The organism is Bradyrhizobium sp. SPXBL-04 (assembly GCF_051853035.1).
GTDB lineage: Bacteria > Pseudomonadota > Alphaproteobacteria > Rhizobiales > Xanthobacteraceae > Bradyrhizobium > Bradyrhizobium zhanjiangense.
The window spans coordinates 5,119,902-5,139,961 of record NZ_CP182472.1 but is presented as its reverse complement, the minus strand read 5'-3'; the positions used below and the strand labels follow the sequence as shown (position 1 = coordinate 5,139,961).

The 20,060-nt window shown below is 63.6% G+C and carries 20 protein-coding genes; 7 read left to right on the top strand and 13 right to left on the bottom strand.

The genetic code is table 11. The features are described from left to right. Positions 1-239: 239 nt before the first annotated feature. Together ACNJX8_RS24525 and ACNJX8_RS24520 are read right to left on the bottom strand one after the other, a co-directional pair. Entirely contained in the window at positions 240-647 is a 408-nt protein-coding gene (locus ACNJX8_RS24525; RefSeq protein WP_439357066.1) for a hypothetical protein, read from the bottom strand. A gap of 259 nt (positions 648-906) precedes the next feature. Then, positions 907-2,397, bottom strand: a complete 1,491-nt coding sequence (locus ACNJX8_RS24520; protein ID WP_439357065.1) for an MFS transporter — start codon at positions 2,395-2,397, stop codon at positions 907-909. Positions 2,398-2,870: 473 nt separating this feature from the next. Between ACNJX8_RS24520 and guaB the strand changes: the two genes are divergently transcribed. The 3 genes from guaB to ACNJX8_RS24505 all read left to right on the top strand — a co-directional run bounded on the left by guaB (position 2,871) and on the right by ACNJX8_RS24505 (position 6,045). Then, positions 2,871-4,364, top strand: coding sequence for an IMP dehydrogenase (guaB, locus tag ACNJX8_RS24515; RefSeq protein WP_128934348.1), 1,494 nt, complete (start codon positions 2,871-2,873; stop codon positions 4,362-4,364). A 253-nt stretch (positions 4,365-4,617) separates the two neighbouring features. Next, a complete protein-coding gene (locus tag ACNJX8_RS24510; protein WP_439357064.1) occupies positions 4,618-5,640 on the top strand; it encodes an NADP-dependent oxidoreductase in 1,023 nt (340 codons plus the stop codon). Between the two features lie 153 nt (positions 5,641-5,793). Continuing rightward, a complete protein-coding gene (locus tag ACNJX8_RS24505; protein ID WP_439357063.1) occupies positions 5,794-6,045 on the top strand; it encodes a hypothetical protein in 252 nt (83 codons plus the stop codon). Between the two features lie 60 nt (positions 6,046-6,105). On the opposite strand, the gene ACNJX8_RS24500 is transcribed toward ACNJX8_RS24505, so the two are convergent. Both ACNJX8_RS24500 and ACNJX8_RS24495 read right to left on the bottom strand, forming a co-directional pair. Then, positions 6,106-6,948: a metallophosphoesterase family protein gene (locus ACNJX8_RS24500; protein ID WP_439357062.1), complete on the bottom strand. Its 843-nt coding sequence runs from the start codon at positions 6,946-6,948 to the stop codon at positions 6,106-6,108. Positions 6,949-7,016: 68 nt separating this feature from the next. Next, on the bottom strand, positions 7,017-7,631 hold the full coding sequence (locus tag ACNJX8_RS24495; protein WP_439357061.1) for an acriflavin resistance protein: 615 nt from the start codon (positions 7,629-7,631) through the stop codon (positions 7,017-7,019). A 154-nt stretch (positions 7,632-7,785) separates the two neighbouring features. Between ACNJX8_RS24495 and ACNJX8_RS24490 the strand changes: the two genes are divergently transcribed. Both ACNJX8_RS24490 and ACNJX8_RS24485 read left to right on the top strand, forming a co-directional pair. Further along, positions 7,786-8,208 carry an MAPEG family protein gene (locus tag ACNJX8_RS24490; RefSeq protein WP_439357060.1) on the top strand — a complete coding sequence of 141 codons (423 nt, stop codon included), beginning with the start codon at positions 7,786-7,788 and terminating at the stop codon, positions 8,206-8,208. Positions 8,209-8,297: 89 nt separating this feature from the next. Beyond that, complete coding sequence (locus tag ACNJX8_RS24485) at positions 8,298-9,599, top strand: RsmB/NOP family class I SAM-dependent RNA methyltransferase (protein ID WP_439357059.1); 1,302 nt, start codon at positions 8,298-8,300, stop codon at positions 9,597-9,599. A 230-nt stretch (positions 9,600-9,829) separates the two neighbouring features. Here ACNJX8_RS24485 and ACNJX8_RS24480 read toward each other — a convergent pair whose 3' ends face one another. From ACNJX8_RS24480 to ACNJX8_RS24470, 3 genes are all read right to left on the bottom strand, one after another. Continuing rightward, positions 9,830-10,039, bottom strand: coding sequence for a cold-shock protein (locus ACNJX8_RS24480; RefSeq protein ID WP_008141931.1), 210 nt, complete (start codon positions 10,037-10,039; stop codon positions 9,830-9,832). 262 nt (positions 10,040-10,301) lie between these two features. Further along, positions 10,302-10,634 (bottom strand): DHCW motif cupin fold protein, encoded by a 333-nt coding sequence (locus tag ACNJX8_RS24475; RefSeq protein WP_091895774.1) that lies wholly within the window; start codon positions 10,632-10,634, stop codon positions 10,302-10,304. A 321-nt stretch (positions 10,635-10,955) separates the two neighbouring features. Further along, entirely contained in the window at positions 10,956-11,327 is a 372-nt protein-coding gene (locus ACNJX8_RS24470) for a nuclear transport factor 2 family protein (protein ID WP_439357058.1), read from the bottom strand. A gap of 141 nt (positions 11,328-11,468) precedes the next feature. Here ACNJX8_RS24470 and guaA point away from each other — a divergent pair, with 141 nt between their 5' ends. Continuing rightward, positions 11,469-13,067, top strand: coding sequence for a glutamine-hydrolyzing GMP synthase (guaA, locus tag ACNJX8_RS24465; protein WP_439361969.1), 1,599 nt, complete (start codon positions 11,469-11,471; stop codon positions 13,065-13,067). A gap of 351 nt (positions 13,068-13,418) precedes the next feature. Here the strand turns inward: guaA and dps are convergent, their stop codons facing one another. The 6 genes from dps to ACNJX8_RS24435 all read right to left on the bottom strand — a co-directional run bounded on the left by dps (position 13,419) and on the right by ACNJX8_RS24435 (position 19,410). Continuing rightward, positions 13,419-13,907, bottom strand: a complete 489-nt coding sequence (dps, locus tag ACNJX8_RS24460; RefSeq protein ID WP_439357057.1) for a DNA starvation/stationary phase protection protein Dps — start codon at positions 13,905-13,907, stop codon at positions 13,419-13,421. Between the two features lie 62 nt (positions 13,908-13,969). Next, complete coding sequence (locus ACNJX8_RS24455; protein WP_439357056.1) at positions 13,970-14,584, bottom strand: NADPH-dependent FMN reductase; 615 nt, start codon at positions 14,582-14,584, stop codon at positions 13,970-13,972. A gap of 64 nt (positions 14,585-14,648) precedes the next feature. Then, positions 14,649-16,721 (bottom strand): xanthine dehydrogenase family protein molybdopterin-binding subunit, encoded by a 2,073-nt coding sequence (locus ACNJX8_RS24450; RefSeq protein WP_439357055.1) that lies wholly within the window; start codon positions 16,719-16,721, stop codon positions 14,649-14,651. Next, complete coding sequence (locus ACNJX8_RS24445) at positions 16,718-17,695, bottom strand: FAD binding domain-containing protein (protein WP_439357054.1); 978 nt, start codon at positions 17,693-17,695, stop codon at positions 16,718-16,720. The genes ACNJX8_RS24450 and ACNJX8_RS24445 overlap by 4 nt, the downstream gene beginning before the upstream one ends. 2 nt (positions 17,696-17,697) lie before the next feature. Continuing rightward, entirely contained in the window at positions 17,698-18,237 is a 540-nt protein-coding gene (locus tag ACNJX8_RS24440) for a (2Fe-2S)-binding protein (protein WP_439361968.1), read from the bottom strand. A gap of 267 nt (positions 18,238-18,504) precedes the next feature. After that, entirely contained in the window at positions 18,505-19,410 is a 906-nt protein-coding gene (locus ACNJX8_RS24435; protein ID WP_439357053.1) for a helix-turn-helix domain-containing protein, read from the bottom strand. A gap of 262 nt (positions 19,411-19,672) precedes the next feature. Between ACNJX8_RS24435 and ACNJX8_RS24430 the strand changes: the two genes are divergently transcribed. Next, on the top strand, positions 19,673-20,053 hold the full coding sequence (locus tag ACNJX8_RS24430) for a RidA family protein (protein WP_439357052.1): 381 nt from the start codon (positions 19,673-19,675) through the stop codon (positions 20,051-20,053). The last annotated feature ends 7 nt before the right edge of the window (positions 20,054-20,060 follow it).

Sequence of the window (20,060 nt, the reverse complement as noted above, 5' to 3'; positions counted from 1 at the left end):
GTTGATGGGGAACCTTCGAAGCTCGGGGGCTCGAGACAAAACGAGCCCTCATTCGAGTTTTCCGATGCCTGTGAACGATGCGCCGATGCCATCGTTCCTATCAGGCGGGAGAGTCGCGCAGTTCCGTCTCGGTGCTACTGCGCGCGGGGACTCTCTCGATCGAAGCGATAAAGACATCGACCAAAAATCCACTTTGCAGGCTCAGCGCCTCGCGCCGGCCTTTCTCTTGCCGCGTCGCTTCACCAGTAAGGGTGCCAGCGATGGTGATAGAAGTGCCGCCGCGGGAACGGTCCGCCGTAATAGGCGAAGGCCGGCCGCACGACAGGGTGATAGCGGTAGCCGTAGTAGGCCGGGGCGTAACTGGTGCTGTAGTAGGTCCTGGTGTAGCCGCCCCACGGATAGTAACCGCCGTAGTATGCCGGTGCGTAGTAGTCGTCATAATAGCCCGGATACCCGTAGTAGCCGTAGCCCGGTCCGTAGGCGTACGCGGACGAGGCGAGGCCGCCGATCAGGGCACCTGCGAGCAATCCGCCTGCCAGCGCCGGCCCAAAACCACCGCGCCAGTGGGCCTCCGCCGGCGTCGGTGCCGCCACCGCGCTCACGCCGAGCGCGCCGACGGTTGCCAGGACAAGTGCGGTCTTTTTCATGCACGTCCTCCTTCGTTGGTGTTTCGACATCGTGCCAACATTGCCGAAGGGCAAAAGTTGCAAGCGCGCGCTGGCGAGGAACAGGAGTCACGAACATAAACGAGCGTTCATCTCGGTGAACGCGCGCCCGCTGATGGGGCGCCACGTGGTCCACGAGAGTAAGGTCAAAGCTAATTTCGGAAAGATGTAAATGATCGGCTGCTGCGCATGGGGCTGTTTTGGACTCTTGTCCGGGGGAGAGCCGGCATCCTGCTTTCCGCTACCCTAGCCGCTGATCCCGCACGTCCTGCGTATCCTCCGTCGCCACCTTGACCGCCGCCTTGGCTGCGCCTTTGCCCGCACCCTTGCGGCTCGCGATCTCCACCGCCTTGCGGCCGGAGATCTCGTAGCCGGCATCAATGGGCATCTGCCAGAAGAACCAGCTCGATGCTGCCGAGGTCAGCGCCACCACGACGAAGGCCGGCGCGAACACGGTGGCGTTGAGCTCGCTGACATGGCTGAACCACATCGTCGTCTCGACGCACGCCGCGCCGACGGCGACGCCAGCTGAGACCGCGAGCTGCTGGTTGACGCTGACCAGCGTGGTGGCGCGGCTCATCTGCGCGGTCTCGACGTCGGCATAGGCGACCGTGTTGATCGCGGTGAACTCCAGCGAACGGAAGAAGCCACCCACCACCAGGATCACCATGATGATGAGCAGTGGTGTCGTCACCGTGAACAGGGCACAGACGCCGAGGAAGAACGCGCTGACGACCGCGTTCACCGTCATCAGATTGCGGAAGCCGAAGGTGCGGATGAGGCGCGCCGCCAGCGTCTTCATGCCCATGGCGCCGAGCGAGGAGGCAAACGTGACGAGGCCGGAATGAAACGGCGACAGGCCGAAACCGATCTGCATCAACAGCGGCAGCAGGAACGGCAGTGCGCCTATGCCGAGGCGGAACAGGAAGCCGCCGAAAATGGCCGCGCGCAGCGTCGGCAGCTTCAGAAGCGAAAAGTCCAGCACCGGCGATCCCGTCCGCCGCGCGTGCAGGACATACAGTGTCATCGAGATCGCGCCGCCCACGACCAGGGCCGCAACCGTGCTCCAGGGCAGCAGGTTGAGCCCGGCGACGGAGAGACCAAACGCGATGCCGGCAAGCCCGATGCCCGCCAGCACCATGCCGTAGAGATCGAACGGCTCCTGCGTCTCGCTTTTGATGGGATCGATGAAACGCAGCGCCATGAAGATGCCGAGCAGCCCGATCGGGATGTTGATCAGGAAGATCCAGTGCCAGGAGGCGTACGTCGTAATGAAGCCGCCGAGCGGCGGCCCGATCACGGGGCCGATCAGGGCAGGGACCGTCACCCAGGCCATCGCATTGACCAGCGCGCTCTTGTCGACCGAGCGCAGCAGCACGAGACGCCCGACCGGGGTCATCATCGCCCCGCCCATGCCTTGCAGGATGCGCGCGAACACGAAGTCGGTGACCGAGGTCGAAAGCGCGCAGCCGACCGAGCCGACCATGAACACGCCGACCGCGATCGCGAACACCATGCGCGCGCCGAAGCGGTCGGCGGTCCAACCGCTCGCCGGGATGAACACCGCCAGCGACAGCAGATAGGAGGTGATCGCGAGCTTCAGCGTCAGGGGGCTGGTGCCGATGTCGGCCGCGATCGCCGGCAGCGAGGTCGCGATCACCGTCGAGTCCATGTTCTCCATGAAGAGCGCGGTGGCCACGATCAGCGGAATGACGCGTTGCTTGTCGACCATGACGGATTGGTAATGAAAATCGGAAGGAGGGCGGACTTGCGGCTTATCACCCCCGTCAGGCCGGGACCATTGCGGATCAACGCATAGCACCTAAGTCCCGCGTAACAACGGTGTGACCCTCCCTCGTCATTCCGGGGCGCGCCCCTGGCGCGAGCTATGGTGCGCAATTGCGCACCTGAGAATCCATTGGGCCGCAGGGATCGCTGGGGAATGGATTCCGGGCTCGCGACGCCGTCGCGTCCCGGAATGACGATGGGTGGGGGCGCCGCCGGGCTGTCCCAGCCGAATTTGCCTAAAAAGCCTGTGCATGGCTGGCCGGCGGTCCGAATTGCTTTGATTCGTCACGCAGCCGTGCTATCGACCCGCGTCAACCCCACCGATGGGCTCCGATTCTCCGGCGTTGCCGCAAGGTACGCCGAGGGCGGCGCTCATCCATAAGCATTTGCGGCAGGGCCGCAGGAAGGAGTTGGCAGATGGCCACGGTGCAACTTCAAGGCATTCGCGAAGCCTTCACGTTCGACGACGTGCTGCTGAAGCCGGGCCTGTCCGAGGTCATGCCGGGCGAGGTCGACATCCGGTCCCGCGTCACCCGCGCCATTCCGCTCAACATCCCGATCATGGCCTCCGCCATGGACACCGTCACCGAGGCGCGCATGGCGATCGCCATGGCGCAGGCCGGCGGCCTTGGCGTCATCCACCGCAATTTCGATCCCGAAGGGCAGGCTGCCCAGGTGCGGCAGGTCAAGCGCTACGAGTCGGGCATGGTGGTGAACCCGCTCACCATCAGCCCCGAGGCCACGCTCGACGACGCGCTCAAGCTGATGAGCGATCATGGCATCTCCGGCATTCCCGTCGTCACCGGCGCCGGCAAGTCCACGCCCGGCAAGCTGGTCGGCATCCTTACCAACCGAGACGTGCGGTTTGCGACGAACCGGCAGCAGAAAATCTCCGAGCTGATGACGCACGAAAATCTCGTCACGGTGCGCGAGAACGTCAGCCAGGACGAGGCGCGGCGGATGCTGCACCAGCATCGCATCGAGAAGCTGCTCGTGGTCGACGAGCAATATCGCTGCGTCGGCCTCATTACCGTGAAGGACATGGAGAAGGCGGTCGCCCATCCGCTCGCCTGTAAGGATGCGCAGGGCCGCCTGCGCGTTGCTGCCGCCACCACGGTCGGCGACACCGGCTTCGAGCGCACCGAGCGGCTGATCGATGCCGGCGTCGACCTCGTCGTCGTCGATACCGCGCACGGCCATTCCCGCCACGTGCTGCACGCCGTGAATCGCATCAAGCGTCTCTCCAATTCCGTGCAGGTCGTCGCCGGCAACGTTGCCACCACCGAAGGCGCGCAGGCACTGATCGACGCGGGTGCGGATTGCATCAAGGTCGGCATCGGCCCGGGCTCGATCTGCACCACCCGCATCGTCGCCGGCGTCGGCGTGCCGCAGCTCACCGCGATCATGGATGCGGTGGAAGCTGCGAAGAAGTCCGACATTCCTGTCATCGCCGACGGCGGCATCAAGTTCTCCGGCGATCTCGCCAAGGCGCTCGCCGCCGGCGCCGACATCGCCATGGTCGGCTCGCTGCTGGCCGGCACCGACGAGACGCCGGGCGAAGTGTTTTTGTGGCAGGGCCGCTCCTACAAGGCCTATCGCGGCATGGGCTCGGTCGGCGCGATGGCGCGCGGCTCGGCCGATCGCTACTTCCAGCAGGATATCAAGGACGCGCTCAAGCTCGTTCCTGAGGGCATCGAGGGCCAGGTGCCGTACAAGGGCCCGGTCGGCAACGTCATGCACCAGCTCGCCGGCGGCTTGCGCGCCGCGATGGGCTATGTCGGCGCGCGCGACATGAAGGATCTGCACCAGAAGGCCCAATTCGTCCGCATCACCGGCGCGGGCCTGCGCGAAAGCCACGTCCACGACGTGACGATCACGCGCGAGAGCCCGAACTATCCGGGCGGGGGCTAGTCGCTCCGCATACCGCTGTCATGCCCCGGCTTGACCGGGGCATCCAGTACGCCGCGGCCATCAATTCAATCTCTACGGTCTCTGGATACTGGATCGCCCGGTCAAGCCGGGCGATGACAGCGAGTTTGTGGCGTGCGCGTGCCACAAGCTCGTCATTGCGAGGAGCTCTTGCGACGAAGCAATCCAGAGCTTTTGTGTTGACGCAACTGGATTGCTTCGCTTGGCTCGCAATGACAGAAAAGTGGAGGAAGCCATGTCCCAAGGCAAACGCATCGTTCTCGCCGCGCGTCCCGTCGGCGAGCCCAAGTCGTCCGATTTTCGCCTGGAGGAATTCGCTGTTCCGACGCCCGGGCCGGGCGAGGTCCTGCTGCGCACGATCTGGCTGTCGCTCGATCCCTATATGCGCGGGCGCATGAGCGAGGGGCCGTCCTATGCCGCACCGGTGCCGATCGGCGGCGTGATGGAAGGCGAGGCGGTCAGCGAGGTCGCGGCCTCCAACAATCCTGATTTCGCGGTAGGCGACATCGTGCGCATTCGCTCCGGCTGGCAGACCCACGCCATCTCGAACGGCAAGAGATTGATCAAGGTCGATCCGAAGCTCGGGCCGATCTCGACCTCGATCGGTGTGCTCGGCATGCCCGGCATGACCGCCTATACGGGCCTGCTCGACATCGGCAAGCCGCAACCGGGCGAAACCGTCGTCGTCGCCGGTGCCTCCGGCGCGGTCGGCTCGGCCGTCGGCCAGATCGCGAAGATCAAGGGCGCACGCGCGGTCGGCATCGCCGGCGGCAAGGACAAGTGCGACTATGTGGTGAAGGAGCTCGGCTTCGACGAGTGTCTCGATCATCGCGAAACCGATTTCCCTGCCAAGCTGAAATTCGCCTGCCCGAAGGGCATCGACGTCTATTTCGAGAACGTCGGCGGGGCCGTGTTCGAGGCGGTGTTCCCGCTGCTCAATCCGTTCGCGCGCGTGCCGGTTTGCGGCCTGATCGCGCACTACAACGATACCGAGGCCAAGCCGCCGAAATGGGCCACATCCATGATGCGCGCGACCCTGACCAAGCGGCTGACCTTCCGCGGCTTCATCGTCTCCGACTTCGCCTCCCGCCATGGCGACTTCCTGCGCGACATGTCGGCTTGGGTCCGCGAGGGCAAGGTGAAATACAAGGAGTTCGTCACCGAGGGCCTGGAGAGCGCACCCGGCGCCTTCATGGGGCTCCTGAAGGGGGCCAATTTCGGCAAGCAGCTGGTGCGGGTGGGGCCGGATAAGGCCTGAACCGCCGCTTCCGGCCCCGAGGGGGCGGAAGGAAATGGTTAACAAGGAGTCACCGATCGGCCACACCTGTTCGTAAAACCCGCAGGTGTGACCGCCGGTTCATTGACCCCAAGGCGAAGGCATTGAATCATCGCGCATATTTTGGATGTTGCGATGTTAGAGATCAGTGTTTTCTGCGTCATTGTGCTGGCGGCCGGCTATTGGGTGGCGATGTTCGTCATGGGCCGGCACGACGACGTCATCCATGGCAAGTTCGTGCATGTTGACGAGGAGGACGATGTCGTTCGTCCCGCGATGCCGACGCCACCGCCGCCATTCCCGAGGCGTCCGGTCAAGGCTGCGCAGCCAACCATGGTCCAGCCCGCGGTCGCCGAGACCAAGCCGGTGAACAGTGCGGCGCTGTAATCCCTGCTGGCCGCGATCCAGCAGGACCTCAAGAGCGTCGCCTGAACCGCCAAGTTCGCGCTAGTGCTCGCTGCCCATCTGGGCGAGGATCTCCTCGATATCGACATCGATCTGGCCAGCGGCCCTGACGTGGCGAACCTCGAGGCTGTCAGGCTGGAAACGGTACTCGACGAGCCCGACTTCCTTGATTGCAATCCGGTCCTGCCGCGCATCGTTGATGACGAAGCCCGTCGATGGCGCCCAGACGTGGCGGGTGTGGCGATAGGTGAAGTCGCGCCGCTGGTGCACATGGCCGCTGGCGATGAGGCGCAGATCGACATGCGCAAACATCTCGATCAATCGCGCCCGGGCCGGCTGCGGCACGTAGCGGATCGCGGTCTCCGCTGTCTCGGCATCGTCGGGCAGGTTGAGAAACACCGGCTTGTGCAGGAACAGCGCGACCGGCTTCCCAGTGGTGCGCGCGAGCTCCCGTGCCAGCCAGTCGAACTGCTCGGCCTCGAAGGCGAGCCCTGAATTCATGACAAGGGAATTGAGGCCGATGAAGCGCCAGCCCGCGGCCTCGAACGCCCAGTGATCTTCGCCGATGATGTCGCAAAATTGCCGGCGGTGTGCCTCGCTGACCGGCGGCTTCGGCGCCGGTCCGATCATGGTCGGATTGTCGCCGATGTCGTGATTGCCGGGCAGGTAACGGCAGGCGACGGGCAGGGCGTCGTGCAGGTATCTCGCGAATACGACATCGTCGCGCCCGGTCGGGCCGTCGAACGAGACATCGCCGGTATTGACGACGAGATCGGGCCGGTTGGCGTCGATGTGCTCGCTGACGCGCTGGAAGTTGGTGATCAGACCGGGAAAGCGCCGGCCGAGATGGGTGTCGGAAATCTGCGTGAGGCGAAATTCGGACATGCGATCATCATACCCGCCGTCGCGCGTCGGAACGATGACGGCGCGGGCATGCTCGCAACGAACAAAGTTTAAAGCACGCGATAGCCGATCGTGTAGCCGTCCTGCGGGGCGACGGGGCCGACCAGCGGCGATGCGATGCGGTCGGCGAGGTGCCAGGGACCGAACTGCTCGGAGCGATGCGGCTCTGCGGGCAGGCGGAGGCGGAATTCGAACGTGCCCTTTCCGGGCAGGTTCACCACCAGCGCGCGGTCGGCGGTGCGGTGGTTGAGCGCCACCGCGCCACGCAGCAGCGCGCGCCCGTCTGAGAGGTCGCGCACGCCGTCGACCAGCGCCAGCGTCTGGTTGCGGTCGGTGTGCAGCTCGATCTGGCTGTCGGTGACCGCCGCCAGCATCTCCCTGGGCATGCGGATCTCGAACTCGACCGCCGGCTTGGACGGGTTGAGGCCGAGATAGGCGAGCGCGGCGTGGCGCATGTCGTAGGCGGCAAAGGCGAACAGGACGATCGCGGCGAGCGCCGCAAGGCCGTGCCTGACGGCGTCGCGCCAGGTCCGGTAGCTCAGGCGGAAATAGACCGTCATCGCCAGCGCCACCGCAAGCGCGGCAGCAATGCCGGCCAGCGCCGACAACAGAATGCCGTGCCGCCCGTCGGCCGATTGGGCGAAAAGGCTGGACAGGATATTCATGGCGGTCTCTCGCCTCAGGCCCTGGGGCCGAAATCGCTTTAACTATCGACGTTTGGTCGCGAGAGCGGGAACGCCGGTTCAAGTCGTTCATTGTCAGCGCCAAGAGACGCGGCTAATGACGATCGGCGGCAATTCGCCTCCCGGGAAAGTTCCGATGTCCGTTCAAATGGTCCTGCTGCCGATCTTCGTGCAGGTCGCTCTCACCTTCGCGCTCTTGATCGGCATGGTGGTGGCGCGCCGCAAGACGCTGGTCTCGGGCGAGACCCAGATCCGCGACATCGCCCTGGGCGAGCCGAACTGGCCCAAGGGCGCCACACAAATCGCCAATTGCTACCGCAACCAGTTCGAGCTGCCGGTGCTGTTCTACGTCCTGATCGCGCTGGCATTGCCCTTGCGCCGCGCCGATCTCTTCATCGTGCTGATGTCCTGGGTGTTCGTGGTGACGCGCCTTGCCCATGCCGGCGTGTTCGTCTCCTCCAACGATCTCGGCCGCCGCTCCACGATCTGGCTCGCCGGCGTGCTCGTGCTGCTCGCGATGTGGATCTACTTCGCGCTGAAGCTTTTGCTGCTGATCTGATCGCGCATGATCCGGACCCGAAGGGCCGCGTTCGCGCAAAGTGGATGCCGGCTTTCCGATCAGATCATGCGCAAAACTGAAAGATTCAAATGACCCCCGCTGCCCGGCTGTCCGCAGCCATCGAACTGATCGACACCATCGAGAAGGACCGCGTGCCGGCGGCCAAGGCGCTTAAGGAGTGGGGCACCGCGCACCGCTTCGCCGGTTCCGGCGACCGCGCCGCCATTGCCGGCCTCGTCTGGGACGTGTTGCGACGCTACGCCTCGAGCGCGTTCCTGATGGATTCCGATACCGCGCGGGCGCGGCTGATCGGCATGCTGCGCCTCGAGCGCAACATGGATACGGCCACCATGGCCGCGCTGTTCGACGGCAGCCGGTTTGCCCCCGCGCCGCTGACGGAGGCCGAGCAGGCCGCGCTCGCCTCGCGGTCGCTGAGTGGTGCGCCGGCTGCGGTCGCCGGCGACTATCCGGACTGGCTCGATCCGCACTTTGCGAAAGTGTTCGGCGAGGACCGCGTCGCCGAGGCCGCGGCGATGGCGAGCCGGGCCCCGCTCGACCTGCGCGTCAACACGCTAAAATCCAATCGGGACAAGGTGCTGCGTGCGCTTGCTCATCTTCATGCGAAGCCGACGCCTTGGTCCGCAACAGGCTTGCGCATCGAGCTTTCGGCCGATGCGCGCAATCCCGGCATCCAGGCCGAGGAGGATTTCATCAAGGGCGCCATTGAAGTGCAGGATGAGGGATCGCAGCTTGCAGCCCAATTCACCGCGGCAAAACCCGGCGAGCAGGTGATCGACCTCTGCGCCGGCGCCGGCGGCAAGACGCTGGCGCTCGCCGCCCTGATGCAGGGCAAGGGCCGGCTGATCGCCACCGACCGCGACAAGCGCCAGCTCGCCCCGATCCACGAGCGGCTGTCGCGCGCTGGCGTCCACAATGCCGATGTCCGCACGCCCAAGGGCGAGGCCGATCCGCTTGCCGACATCCGCGCCTCGGCTGATCTGGTCGTGATCGACGCGCCATGCACCGGAACCGGCACCTGGCGCCGCAACCCCGACGCCAAATGGCGCATGCGGCCGGGCGCGCTGGAGATCCGCCTGCGCGACCAGGCCGAGGTGCTGGAGCGCGCGGTTCCGCTGATGAAGCCGGGCGGCCGCATCGCCTACATCACCTGCTCGGTGCTGTCGGAGGAGAACGGCGAGCAGGTGAGGGCGTTCGTCGCCCGCCATCCCGAGTTTGCGGTGGTGCCGCCGGGGCAGACCGCAAGCGTGCTCTGGGACAAGGCGGAGGCTTTCGGCGAGGCCGCGCTGCAGTCAGATGAAGGCTGGCTGATGACACCGCGGCGGACCGGAACGGACGGTTTCTTCGTGTCGGTGCTGCGGAAGGCGGGCTGATCGCACTCCGCCGTCATTCCGGGGCTCGCGAAGCGAGAACCCGGAATCCATGGAGCCGCAGAGATCACCGTGCGATGGATTCCGGGTTCGCCCTCCGGGCGCCCCGGAATGACGGGCTTTGATGTTCCACCCCAAAACGAAAGCCCCGCGAACCGAATCCGGTCGCGGGGCCTGTATTCGTAGCGCTTCTGCCGGTACGTCCGTGGTCAGAAGCGCTGGTGCGCTGGCGATTAGCCGACGCGGAGATTGTCAGCCGAGGACTTGCCGCTGCGACGATCGGCGACGATGTCGAACGAGACCTTCTGGCCCTCGTTGAGGGAGGAGAGGCCAGCGCGCTCGACGGCGCTGATGTGCACGAACACGTCCTTCTGGCCGTCATCCGGCTGGATGAAACCATAACCCTTTTGGGTGTTGAACCACTTCACGGTGCCCATAGCCATGGGAATTTCCTTTAGTTAGAGAGGATACGCACGCAGACCGGTACGCAGCATTGCGCCCATAGTCCTGATGAGTCGATGTTTGGAGAATTCATCTGAAGCGTGCGCGCCCGTCAGCAACGAAGCGAAGCGGCCCAGTCGTTCGGCCAAGTATCGATGATCACAATATAGCGAGGATTTGGGGCTTCTTCAAGGCACCACCCGCGCTTCGGGATACCGCGCGGGTTTGCTATTTTGCGGTGCAAGTTCGCCGCACTCGCGCGTCTCAGTCGACGATGAAGAGCGTCGCGCCCACCGCCGTCGAGGACCGGTGCGCGGCATCACCGAAATCCGAGACCTGGTAGCTCATCCCGGCCGTCAGCTTGAATTTGCGCCCGTCGCGCAGCTCGCTGTCGAGCTCGCCCTTCAGCACGTAGAGCACGTGACCGCGATCGCACCAATGATCGGCGAGATAGCCCGGCGAATACTCCACCATCCGCACCCGGAGATCGCCAATGTTGAGCGTGCGCCAGAGCGCCTGGCCGGTCTCGCCGGGATGCGTGGTGGGCTCAACTTGGCTCCAGTCGGTGACGGTGAAGGGGGAGGTCGGGAGTTTCATGGGAGGTCCTGTCTCGATGCCGGCGGGCTTCTGTTATCGCACGCTATCGCCCCAGTCTCCGTCATTGCGAGCGAAGCGAAGCAATCCAGAAATGCATCCGCGGCAGCAGTCTGGATTGCTTCGTCGCAAGAGCTCCTCGCAATGACGCTTGTGGCACGCTCGCGCCTCAATCTCGCTGTCATCGCCCGCGAAGGCGGGCGATCCAGTATTCCAGAGGCCCGTGCCGAAACCGCGGCGTACCGGATTCCCCGCTGGAGCCTGTCATCGGGCTCGCCGAAGGCGAGACCCGGTGGCAGGGAATGACGGCGGTGGGTGGGGCGCTCACTGCACCAAATGGTTCGCCGATCCCTGCACGATCAGCCCCGCCGCATTCACCCGCAGATATTCGCAGATCTTCTTCCCACGCTCGTTCGCGTAGAACACCACGACACTATCGGGGCTGACGAACACATCGATCAGCGAGAAATGCAGCTCCGGCAGCAGCCCCAGCGCCTTGCCCCAATAGGCGCGAAGCGCGTCCTTGCCGCGCACGGTGCCGCTGGCATCGAACCCCATCACGGGGATGCGGTCCGAGGTCATCACCGCCTCCTCGTCATAGAGCCTGAGCACGCGTTCGAGGTCGCGCGCGTTCCAGGCCTCGACCCAGGTGCGGCCGAGCGCGGCAAGCGATGATGGCTGGTGATGCTGTGACATGGCGTTCTCCCTGATCAGCCCTTGTTCGAGAGCAATAGGTCAATATTACTTACCTATATCGATTTGTCCATGCCCAAAGAAGAATGTGGGGCGCCCGCCCGCGCGGTTGCGGGCCGGCGCGCGGTCGCGTATCTGCTGGCCATGACAGCAGCACAAAACGACCGCTCCCCGTCGACGCCCTCGGTGGCCTCGGCGCACGACAAGATTCTCATCGTCGACTTCGGCAGCCAGGTGACGCAGCTGATCGCGCGTCGCGTGCGCGAGGACGGCGTCTATTGCGAGATCGTCCCGTTCAACAAGGCCGAAGCTGCCTTCGACGAGATGAAACCGAAGGCGGTGATCCTCTCCGGCGGCCCGGAATCGGTGCATGAGGCCGGCTCGCCCCGCGCGCCGCAATCGATCTTCGATTCCGGCGTGCCGGTGATGGGCATCTGCTACGGCCAGATGACCATGGCGGCGCAGCTCGGCGGCGAGGTCGAGGGCGGCCATCACCGCGAATTCGGCCGCGCCGATGTCGAGGTCAAGGCCAAGAGCCAGCTGTTCGAGGACGTCTGGTCGCTGGGCGGCAAGAACCAGGTCTGGATGAGCCATGGCGACCGCATCACCAAGATGCCGCCGGGCTTCTCGGTCGCCGGCACCTCGCCGAACGCGCCCTTCGCGATCATTCAGGACGAGACGCGCAAATATTACGGCCTGATGTTCCACCCCGAAGTGGTGCACACGCCCGACGGCGCCAAGCTGATCCGCAACTTCGTCCGCAAGATCGCCGGCCTCACCGGCGACTGGACCATGCGCGCCTTCCGCGAGGAGGAGATCCAGAAGATCCGCCAGCAGGTTGGCAGTCGCAAGGTGATCTGCGGCCTTTCCGGCGGCGTCGATTCAGCGGTCGCGGCCGTGCTGATCCATGAGGCCATCGGCGACCAACTAACCTGCGTCTTCGTCGACCATGGCCTGCTGCGCCTCGACGAAGCCAAGACCGTGGTCGACCTGTTCCGCCACCACTACAACATCCCGCTCGTGCACGTGGATGCCTCCAAGCAATTCCTCGGCGAGCTCGAAGGCGTCACCGACCCCGAAGCGAAGCGCAAGACCATCGGCCGCCTCTTCATCGAGGTGTTCGAAGCCGAAGCCAAGAAGATCGGCGGCGCCGATTTTCTGGCGCAGGGCACGCTCTATCCCGACGTGATCGAGAGCGTCTCCTTCACCGGCGGCCCCTCGGTGACGATCAAGTCGCACCACAATGTCGGCGGCTTGCCCGAGCGCATGAACATGAAGCTCGTCGAGCCCCTGCGCGAGCTGTTCAAGGACGAGGTGCGCAAGTTAGGGCGCGAGCTCGGCCTTCCCGAAATTTTCGTCGGCCGTCACCCGTTCCCGGGCCCGGGCCTTGCCATCCGCTGCCCCGGCGAGATCACCAGGGACAAGCTCGACATCCTGCGCAAAGCGGACGCCGTCTACATCGACCAGATCCGGAAAGCAGGCCTCTATGACGAGATCTGGCAGGCTTTCGCCGTGCTGCTCCCCGTCAAGACCGTCGGCGTCATGGGCGACGGCCGCACCTATGACTACGTCGTGGGCCTGCGCGCCGTCACCTCCACCGACGGCATGACCGCGGACTTCTACCAGTTCGACATGAAGTTCCTGGGCGAGACCGCCACGCGCATCATCAACGAGGTGAAGGGCGTGAACCGAGTGGTGTATGACGTGACCAGCAAGCCGCCTGGGACGATTGAGTGGGAGTAGGGGGCAATCGGCGGCAATAGCGTAGTTTTGGCGGAAAATGTTCGCCGTCATGCAACTTACCTGCCCGTCTGCTCACCACACACACTCTCTCTGGGCCGCCCGATCTCTTCACGAACTCGCACAGCCGATCAGCATCCGATCACGATAGCATGTAAAGCGTCTTCAGCAGGCGGGAGGGCCCTGGCGTAGAATGGGGTAAACATAGGCGGGTCTGCCTGCGCGCAAGCGGGAGTCTCGGGCAATCGCAACCAACTCTCCTTGGATTCCCGCTGTTGCAGGAATGACGACAAGTGGTTTCGCTTCTGACGATCATGTTCTAGCTAGGTCCGCCGGATTGATATTCGCACGTGCCTAAGCCTTCTCTTGAACATGCGCCTCGAGAAACCAGAGCGCCTTGTCGAGCGAGCGTGACACTTCCGTGAAAACATCCGCGGTGTTTTTGTCGCCGGCGTCATCGGCCTGATCGATCGCCTTGCGGGTTTGATTGGCGACCTTGCCGTAGCGCTCGATCAGCGCGTCCAGATGGTCGCTGATCTTATAGATATCCGTCGGATAGGGAGCGAGCGTTGTTGCCTTTGCCACGGCCTGTGTCGTGCCGAGCGCGATGCCGCCAAGCTGGACGACCCGCTCCGCCATTGTATCGACATGACCATCGAGATCGGTGCGGAATTGGTCGATCATCTCATGGATGGCGATGAATTCCGGCCCCTTCAGATTCCAATGGGCTTGCTTCGTCAGCAGTGCAAGATCAATCGCATCGGCGAGGCGCGCATTCAAAAGGGTGATCGCGACATTCTTGGTATTGGAAGTCAGATCGTTCTTGGCCTCGTAGATACTCATGAGCCTTCTTTCTTTCCGCATAGCCCGGCGGCAGAGGTCTGGATTCGCGTCAATTGGGTCGTCTAATGCGGCGCGTATAGCGTCAGGCTTCGACGCGCGGACTTCAGCGCGTGACCCCACCACACGAGGTTGTCGAACAAGGCCGTACGTGCTTGTATGAGGTATGGGTAATCGTCGAGCGACTTGCCATCCCTGACCACGCCCAGGTACGCCTCCATCGCTATGTTGATCTCCTGCTTGATTGGCGCCATTTGCAGTTCGACCGCTGTGCCACGCAGATGCTCGATTGCGCGGGCGGCTCCGACGCCACCGTAGCCGACAAACGCAATGGGCTTCCTGTTCCATTCGAGACAGGCGCTGTCGAATGCGTTCTTCAGAACGGCGGCAGGCCCGTGGTTGTACTCGGCTACGGTGGCGATAAAGGCATCATAACCACGGATCCGCAGCCGCCAGGCCTCCGCAGCCGGCTCCGAATATTGGCCTTCGGTGTAGATCGGCGCGACCGGCTCGTTAAAGAAGGGCAGGTTTTGGTCGCGCATATCGAGGACATCCAATTTGAAATCCTCACGCTTGGCTGCGCCGATGGCGATCCATTGTGCCGCTGTGTCCGCGAACCTGTTGGGGCGCGTGCTGCCGACAATCAGAGCCACTCTCAACACTGAAGCGACGTCTAACATTATCCGAATTCCAATATCTACAAGAGCAACAGTCTAGTCTGCGCCGACGCGATAGACGTCTGCCCTAAAGCACATGCTCGATGCGGATCGGCAATTCGCGAATGCGCTTGCCCGTCGCGTGAAAAACGGCATTGGCCACAGCAGGCGCCATCCCGACGAGGGCGATCTCGCCCAGGCCTTTAACACCAAGAGGGTTCACGTGAGGGTCGTTCTCGTCGACGAAGAGGGCCTCGACGCGGCTTATGTCGAGATTAACAGGCACAAGATAGTCGCCCATGTGGGCATTGACCGGGCGGCCATCCCGCGCGTCCAGAACGGTGCGCTCCATAAGCGCCATTCCGATACCCCCGATCATTCCGCCAGTGCACTGGCTGGCCGCGAGACGCGGATTGACGATGCGGCCGGCGCCATAGGCACCGAGTGCGCGGCGGACCCGGATCGTTCCAACGTCGGGATCGATCGAGATCTCGGCGAACACAGCGCCAAACGCGTGCATGGAATAGCGCTTCGCGATGTCCGGATCGCGCTGACTGGAGGCTGTCGCCTCGATGCAGCGATCGTTGCTTGCCTTCGCTTTCTCTTGAACCGCGATGCAGGCGGCACGAATGGCCGAACCGACCGAAGCCATCGTCCACGAACCGCCGTGCGACGGCGCCGCTGGGAAGGTTGTGTCGCCGATGTTGACACGGACTTTTTCGATAGGCAGCCCGAGTGCCTCAGCCGCTACCTGCGTCATGGACGTATAGGTGCCCGGTCCCATATCGGACGCCGAGACTTCGATCTCGGCGCTGCCATCGGGCATCAGCCTGGCGCGCGCATCGGATGGCGCGTGGTAGGCGGGATAGGTAGCCGAGGCCATGCCCATGCCGATCAGCAGCCGTCCGTCGCGCATTGAGCGCGGCTCAGGATTGCGAGCCGGCCAGCCGAACGCGCGCGCGGCGAGATCGTAACACTGCAGCAGCGAGCGGCTTGAGAAGGGCTTGCCTTCCTGCTCGTCGATCTTGGGCTCGTTGCGGCGCCGCAGTTCGATGGGATCGAGCCCGAGTTTGTAGCTCAGCTCGTCCATTGCACATTCAAGCGCGAAAATGCCGGAAGCCTCACCAGGCCCGCGCATGAACGTGGGCGTTCCTGTATCGAGCGGGGATAGCCGATAGCTTGTCCGCACGTTTGGGCAGGAATAGAGATAGCGGGAGACGTTGGTAAGAGCTTCCACGAATTCCTCGTGGCGGCTGGTTTCGCCGGTGCCCTCATGAATAAGGCTGGTAAGCCGGCCTTCGGCGTCGGCGCCGACGGCGATGCGTTGCTGTGTCCGTGGCCGGTGGCCCGTGTTGAAGAACATCTGCTTGCGGGTCAGCACGAGCTTCACCGGGCGTTCGGTCATCTTTGCCGCCATGGCAGCCAGAGTGACGTGCGGCCAAGTCCTGAGTGAGGTGCCGAAAGCCCCTCCGACGAATGGGCAGATCACGCGCACTTTTCCCGGAGGCAATCCGAAAATCGCGGTGATCTCGGCTTGCTCGTTGGCGACGTATTGGCTTTTGCTCCAGAGCGTCAGCTGATCACCATCCCAATGGGCTAGGGTCGCATGCGGCTCCATCGGATTGTGGTTCTCGCGCGCGATTTCGTAGACCGCATCTACGGTCTGTATCGCCGCGGCTAGCCCTGCATCGGCATCGCCCCGAGCGGTGCCGGCAGCGCCCGACTGCGGCACTATCGTGCGTGCCTGCGGGTTGGTCTGATCTACCAGTGGCCGGACGGCCTCGTAGTCGATCCGAAGTGCTTTGGCTGCCTGCTCGGCAGTATCCAGCGTTTCCGCCAATACGAGCGCCACAGCCTGACCATAGAAGTGGACACGATCATCCTGGAGCATGTGGATTCGCTCGCCGATCGCAGGGTCAATCGAGCCCTTGTGGGATCGATAAGCAAGGCGAGGGGCGTTCTTATGGCTGAGGACAGCCACAACGCCGGGAAGCGCGAGAACCGGCTCCTCGTGAATCGCGGTAATGCGTCCAAGGCCCACCGCAGCATTCACCGGGACGGCGTGGAGCTGGCCGGGCAGGCTGAACTCCGCAGCATAGCGCGCAGCGCCGGTGACCTTGGCGCGGCCGTCAACGCGAGGAAGGGAAAGCCCGATGCTCATGCGAGTTCTCCGGCCATCGCGAGGGCGCGTGTGATCGTACGGGGCAGGAGCGCGACCTTGTAGGCGTTGTGGGCAAGCGGCCGCGCGCCTTCGGTTGATAGAGCCGCCGCGGCCGAGAACGCTTCATGCTGCGGAGGTTTGCCGATGAGTGCTGCTTCGCAGGAGCGCATTCGCCAAGGCTTCGTCCCGACCCCGCCGCAGGCGATGCGCACGTCCCGGATCGCTCCGTCCTTGACGTGGAGTGCAGCGGCGGCGGAGACGAGGGCAAATTCGTAGGACTGCCGGTCGCGCACCTTGAGGTAGCGCGCGGCTTCTGCGTGCGGGCCGCCGGGTACGCGGATTTCCGTGATCAGTTCGCCGTGTCCTAGTGCGTGTTCCAGATGCGGCGTTGTGCCGGGCAGCAGGAATAGATCCTCAACCGCAAAGCTGCGCTCGCCATCGGGACCGAGTACGGTCATCGTGGCGTCGAGCGCGACAAATGCCACAGCGACATCGGACGGGTGGGTTGCCGCGCAGCTATCCGAGATGCCAAGGATCGCGTGGCCCGCATTGAGACCATCCATCGCGGCGCAGCCGGCCCGGGGATTGCGCTTGTTGCAGGCGGCGTCGAGCATTCGAAAGTAGGGGCAGCGGCAGCGCTGCAAAAGATTGCCGCCCATCGATGCCATGTTGCGAAGCTGCGGCGATGCGCCCTCGATCAGGCTCTCGGCGATCATCGGTTGGAGCCGTTGAACGTCCGGGTGCGCGGCGACATCTGACATTCGGGCCAGTGCGCCGATCACGAGGTCGTCACCGTCCACGCGAATGCCCGTCAGGGCCAGGGCGTTGATGTCGATCAGGTGTTCCGGCCGTTCGACTTCCTCGTGCATCAGATCGACCAGGGTCGTGCCGCCCGCGATGTATCGTCCGCCAAGGAGGGCAGACCGGATCGCATCTGTGGGAGTGCTGGCAGCCTCAAGCGTGAAGGGGATCATGTTCACATCTCCTTCGCGACTTGGGTCACGGCTGCGACGATCCCGGGATAGGCGGCACACCGGCAGATGTTTCCGCTCATCCAGAAACGGGTCTCCTCGGGAGATCCGGCATGTCCCTCAGCGATGCAGGAGATGCCGGAGATGATCTGGCCCGGTGTGCAATAGCCGCATTGCAGGCCATCATGCTCGATGAAGGCCGCCTGCAGCGGGTGCAACTGGTCCCCGTTTGCGAGTCCCTCGATTGTGGTGACTTCGGAGCCGTCGAGCATCGCGGCAAGCGTGAGGCAGGCATTGATGCGGCGACCGTTGACGAGGACAGTGCAAGCGCCGCAGGCACCCTGGTTGCATCCCTTTTTGGTGCCCGTCAGGTTCAAGCGCTCGCGGAGCAGGTCCAAGAGTGACTGTCGCGTGTCCAGAGAGAGGTCATGCGCCTGCCCATTGACTGTCAACGTGATCCGTTTTTCATGAGGGCTTTTGAGGCGGGGTTGTGCTTCTGCGCTGGTAACAGGGATTAAGGACGCAGCTGCTGCGCATGCTGACATCTCGAGAAACTCCTTTCGTGTCAGGGTCCCGAACCTAGCCGCCCGATCGAAGGTCGGGTCACGGCAAATTTTGCCGTCTTCGTTGCCTCGCACGATCACCACGGTCTCCTTTGGTATCGGAGGGCGATGTGCATGAGAAAACCTCGCTCCTTCCGTCAGGACGATCCTCCGGAAAACTCGAGGGTTGGGCAATTTCTATAAGTGCTGTTTCATGTCCGAGAGTGCTGTTTTTCGCGGGTGCCTAAAAAAGTGGGACGCTTGGGCGTCTCATCGCTTCCGCTGACGGCGCCACTCCCCGGGCGCCACTCCAACATGCCTGGCGAACGCGCGTGAGAAGTGGCTCTGGTCGGCAAACCCACACGCATAAGCAATTTCGGATAGTGAAAGAGGAGAGTCCGCCAACAATTCTCGCGCCCGAATCAGTCGTTGGCTGACAAGCCACGCCATGGGTGATTTTCCCGTCGTAATCTTGAAGCTGCGCGCAAAGTGAGCGCGCGAAAGTCCGCACTCCTTCGCCAGCGTCTCGAGGTTTACGTCGCCACGCAGATTTGCAAGCAGAAGAGATTTAGTGCGACGCTCCTGCCAAGGCGCCAGGCCTCCCTTTACCGGCCTGAAGCTCACGTCACGCTCTCCATAGACGTGGGTCAGGTGAGACATCATCGCGAGAGTTAGTTGGTCGAGGAACAGAGGAGAGACCGTCTCGGGTTTCTCGAAGGCTGGAGTAACGCACTCCATCAGGTTTCTGATGGTGGGATCGAAGTACCCGATGCCATCGGTGACACGCAGAGTGGAAAAGGAAGGGAGGTCATGCTCCAAGTGGAACTGGACTATTGTATTCCGTGATGCGAATAGGGAAATGCAGTCGATGTTTCCGCGATTGACGGCGCTGTGGCTCTGCCTGAGGTCGAGCAGCAGGAACTGACCGGGATCGAGCGCTTCTGCCTCTATCGCCTTGCCGTCCACCCACCGACGGGGAGCGGGAAGGTGGTTGCGCTGGTAGCACACCATGTATCCATCGCTTTGCTCCATCTGCACGGGAGTGCCGCGTTCATCGTCCTGCCACCGCAGGCGGCTGAGAGCCGCATCCTTGAGCATGATCTGATTGAGCTCGAGCGACGTTGGCTGCTCGAGTCCGTCGAACCTGTCCAGACTTTGGGCTTCCTTTTTGGGCATGCATTCCACCTAACCGCTGCTCCAAGATTACACTGGAGTTAAGCGCCCATCGACGTCAAAAAGGCGGCAACGGCCGAGCTCGCCGCTCCGAAACTGGTCAATCGTCCTGCTGTTTGTCGTGGTCGCTGCGAACCTGCTCCCTATCGACCGCCTGAACATCCAGATGTTTCGCTGCCTAGCAGCGAAATGACGTTGGCCGGTGCGACCGTCGCCGCCGCACCGGCCGAGAAGTAAGCGACCACCAGAGGAAAGGCTCAGTCTCATGTCGACGCCACACGAAAACAGACCGCGATTTTCGCCGGCCCGCCGCCTCCCGCTCGGTCCGAGCGGAGATCTGCTATTCCTCTCCGGAAGCCTTTGCGTCGATGAGGACGCACGCGACAACATCGAGCTCCAGACCCGACGCATCTTCGAGCGCATCGCTCGCGTGCTGGGCAAACACGGCGCCTCGCTGTCGGATATCGTGAAGACCACGGCCTTTCTGGCCGACCTCGCCGACTATGATGGCTTCAACCGTGCTCGCGTCGAAATATTCATGGACGCCAAGGAGCCGCCGGCCAGCACAGCCCATCGGAGCCGGGTCGCTCCTTGGCACCGGCACCCGCGTGGAGATCGAGGCGGTGGCATTCGTGCGTCGCGCTGACGCGCCG

Excerpts from the sequence above, each read along its gene's own strand:
- ACNJX8_RS24505 (WP_439357063.1), top strand. The coding sequence starts at position 5,794 with ATGTTAGAGATCAGTGTTTTCTGCGTCATTGTGCTGGCGGCCGGCTAT.
- ACNJX8_RS24525 (WP_439357066.1), bottom strand. The coding sequence starts at position 647 with ATGAAAAAGACCGCACTTGTCCTGGCAACCGTCGGCGCGCTCGGCGTG.
- ACNJX8_RS24510 (WP_439357064.1), top strand. The coding sequence starts at position 4,618 with ATGTCCCAAGGCAAACGCATCGTTCTCGCCGCGCGTCCCGTCGGCGAG.
- ACNJX8_RS24495 (WP_439357061.1), bottom strand. The coding sequence starts at position 7,631 with ATGAATATCCTGTCCAGCCTTTTCGCCCAATCGGCCGACGGGCGGCAC.
- guaA (WP_439361969.1), top strand. The coding sequence starts at position 11,469 with ATGACAGCAGCACAAAACGACCGCTCCCCGTCGACGCCCTCGGTGGCC.
- ACNJX8_RS24470 (WP_439357058.1), bottom strand. The coding sequence starts at position 11,327 with ATGTCACAGCATCACCAGCCATCATCGCTTGCCGCGCTCGGCCGCACC.
- ACNJX8_RS24500 (WP_439357062.1), bottom strand. The coding sequence starts at position 6,948 with ATGTCCGAATTTCGCCTCACGCAGATTTCCGACACCCATCTCGGCCGG.
- ACNJX8_RS24490 (WP_439357060.1), top strand. The coding sequence starts at position 7,786 with ATGTCCGTTCAAATGGTCCTGCTGCCGATCTTCGTGCAGGTCGCTCTC.
- ACNJX8_RS24520 (WP_439357065.1), bottom strand. The coding sequence starts at position 2,397 with ATGGTCGACAAGCAACGCGTCATTCCGCTGATCGTGGCCACCGCGCTC.
- ACNJX8_RS24455 (WP_439357056.1), bottom strand. The coding sequence starts at position 14,584 with ATGTTAGACGTCGCTTCAGTGTTGAGAGTGGCTCTGATTGTCGGCAGC.
- ACNJX8_RS24435 (WP_439357053.1), bottom strand. The coding sequence starts at position 19,410 with ATGCCCAAAAAGGAAGCCCAAAGTCTGGACAGGTTCGACGGACTCGAG.
- ACNJX8_RS24485 (WP_439357059.1), top strand. The coding sequence starts at position 8,298 with ATGACCCCCGCTGCCCGGCTGTCCGCAGCCATCGAACTGATCGACACC.
- guaB (WP_128934348.1), top strand. The coding sequence starts at position 2,871 with ATGGCCACGGTGCAACTTCAAGGCATTCGCGAAGCCTTCACGTTCGAC.
- dps (WP_439357057.1), bottom strand. The coding sequence starts at position 13,907 with ATGAGTATCTACGAGGCCAAGAACGATCTGACTTCCAATACCAAGAAT.
- ACNJX8_RS24445 (WP_439357054.1), bottom strand. The coding sequence starts at position 17,695 with ATGATCCCCTTCACGCTTGAGGCTGCCAGCACTCCCACAGATGCGATC.
- ACNJX8_RS24480 (WP_008141931.1), bottom strand. The coding sequence starts at position 10,039 with ATGGCTATGGGCACCGTGAAGTGGTTCAACACCCAAAAGGGTTATGGT.
- ACNJX8_RS24450 (WP_439357055.1), bottom strand. The coding sequence starts at position 16,721 with ATGAGCATCGGGCTTTCCCTTCCTCGCGTTGACGGCCGCGCCAAGGTC.
- ACNJX8_RS24430 (WP_439357052.1), top strand. The coding sequence starts at position 19,673 with ATGTCGACGCCACACGAAAACAGACCGCGATTTTCGCCGGCCCGCCGC.
- ACNJX8_RS24475 (WP_091895774.1), bottom strand. The coding sequence starts at position 10,634 with ATGAAACTCCCGACCTCCCCCTTCACCGTCACCGACTGGAGCCAAGTT.
- ACNJX8_RS24440 (WP_439361968.1), bottom strand. The coding sequence starts at position 18,237 with ATGTCAGCATGCGCAGCAGCTGCGTCCTTAATCCCTGTTACCAGCGCA.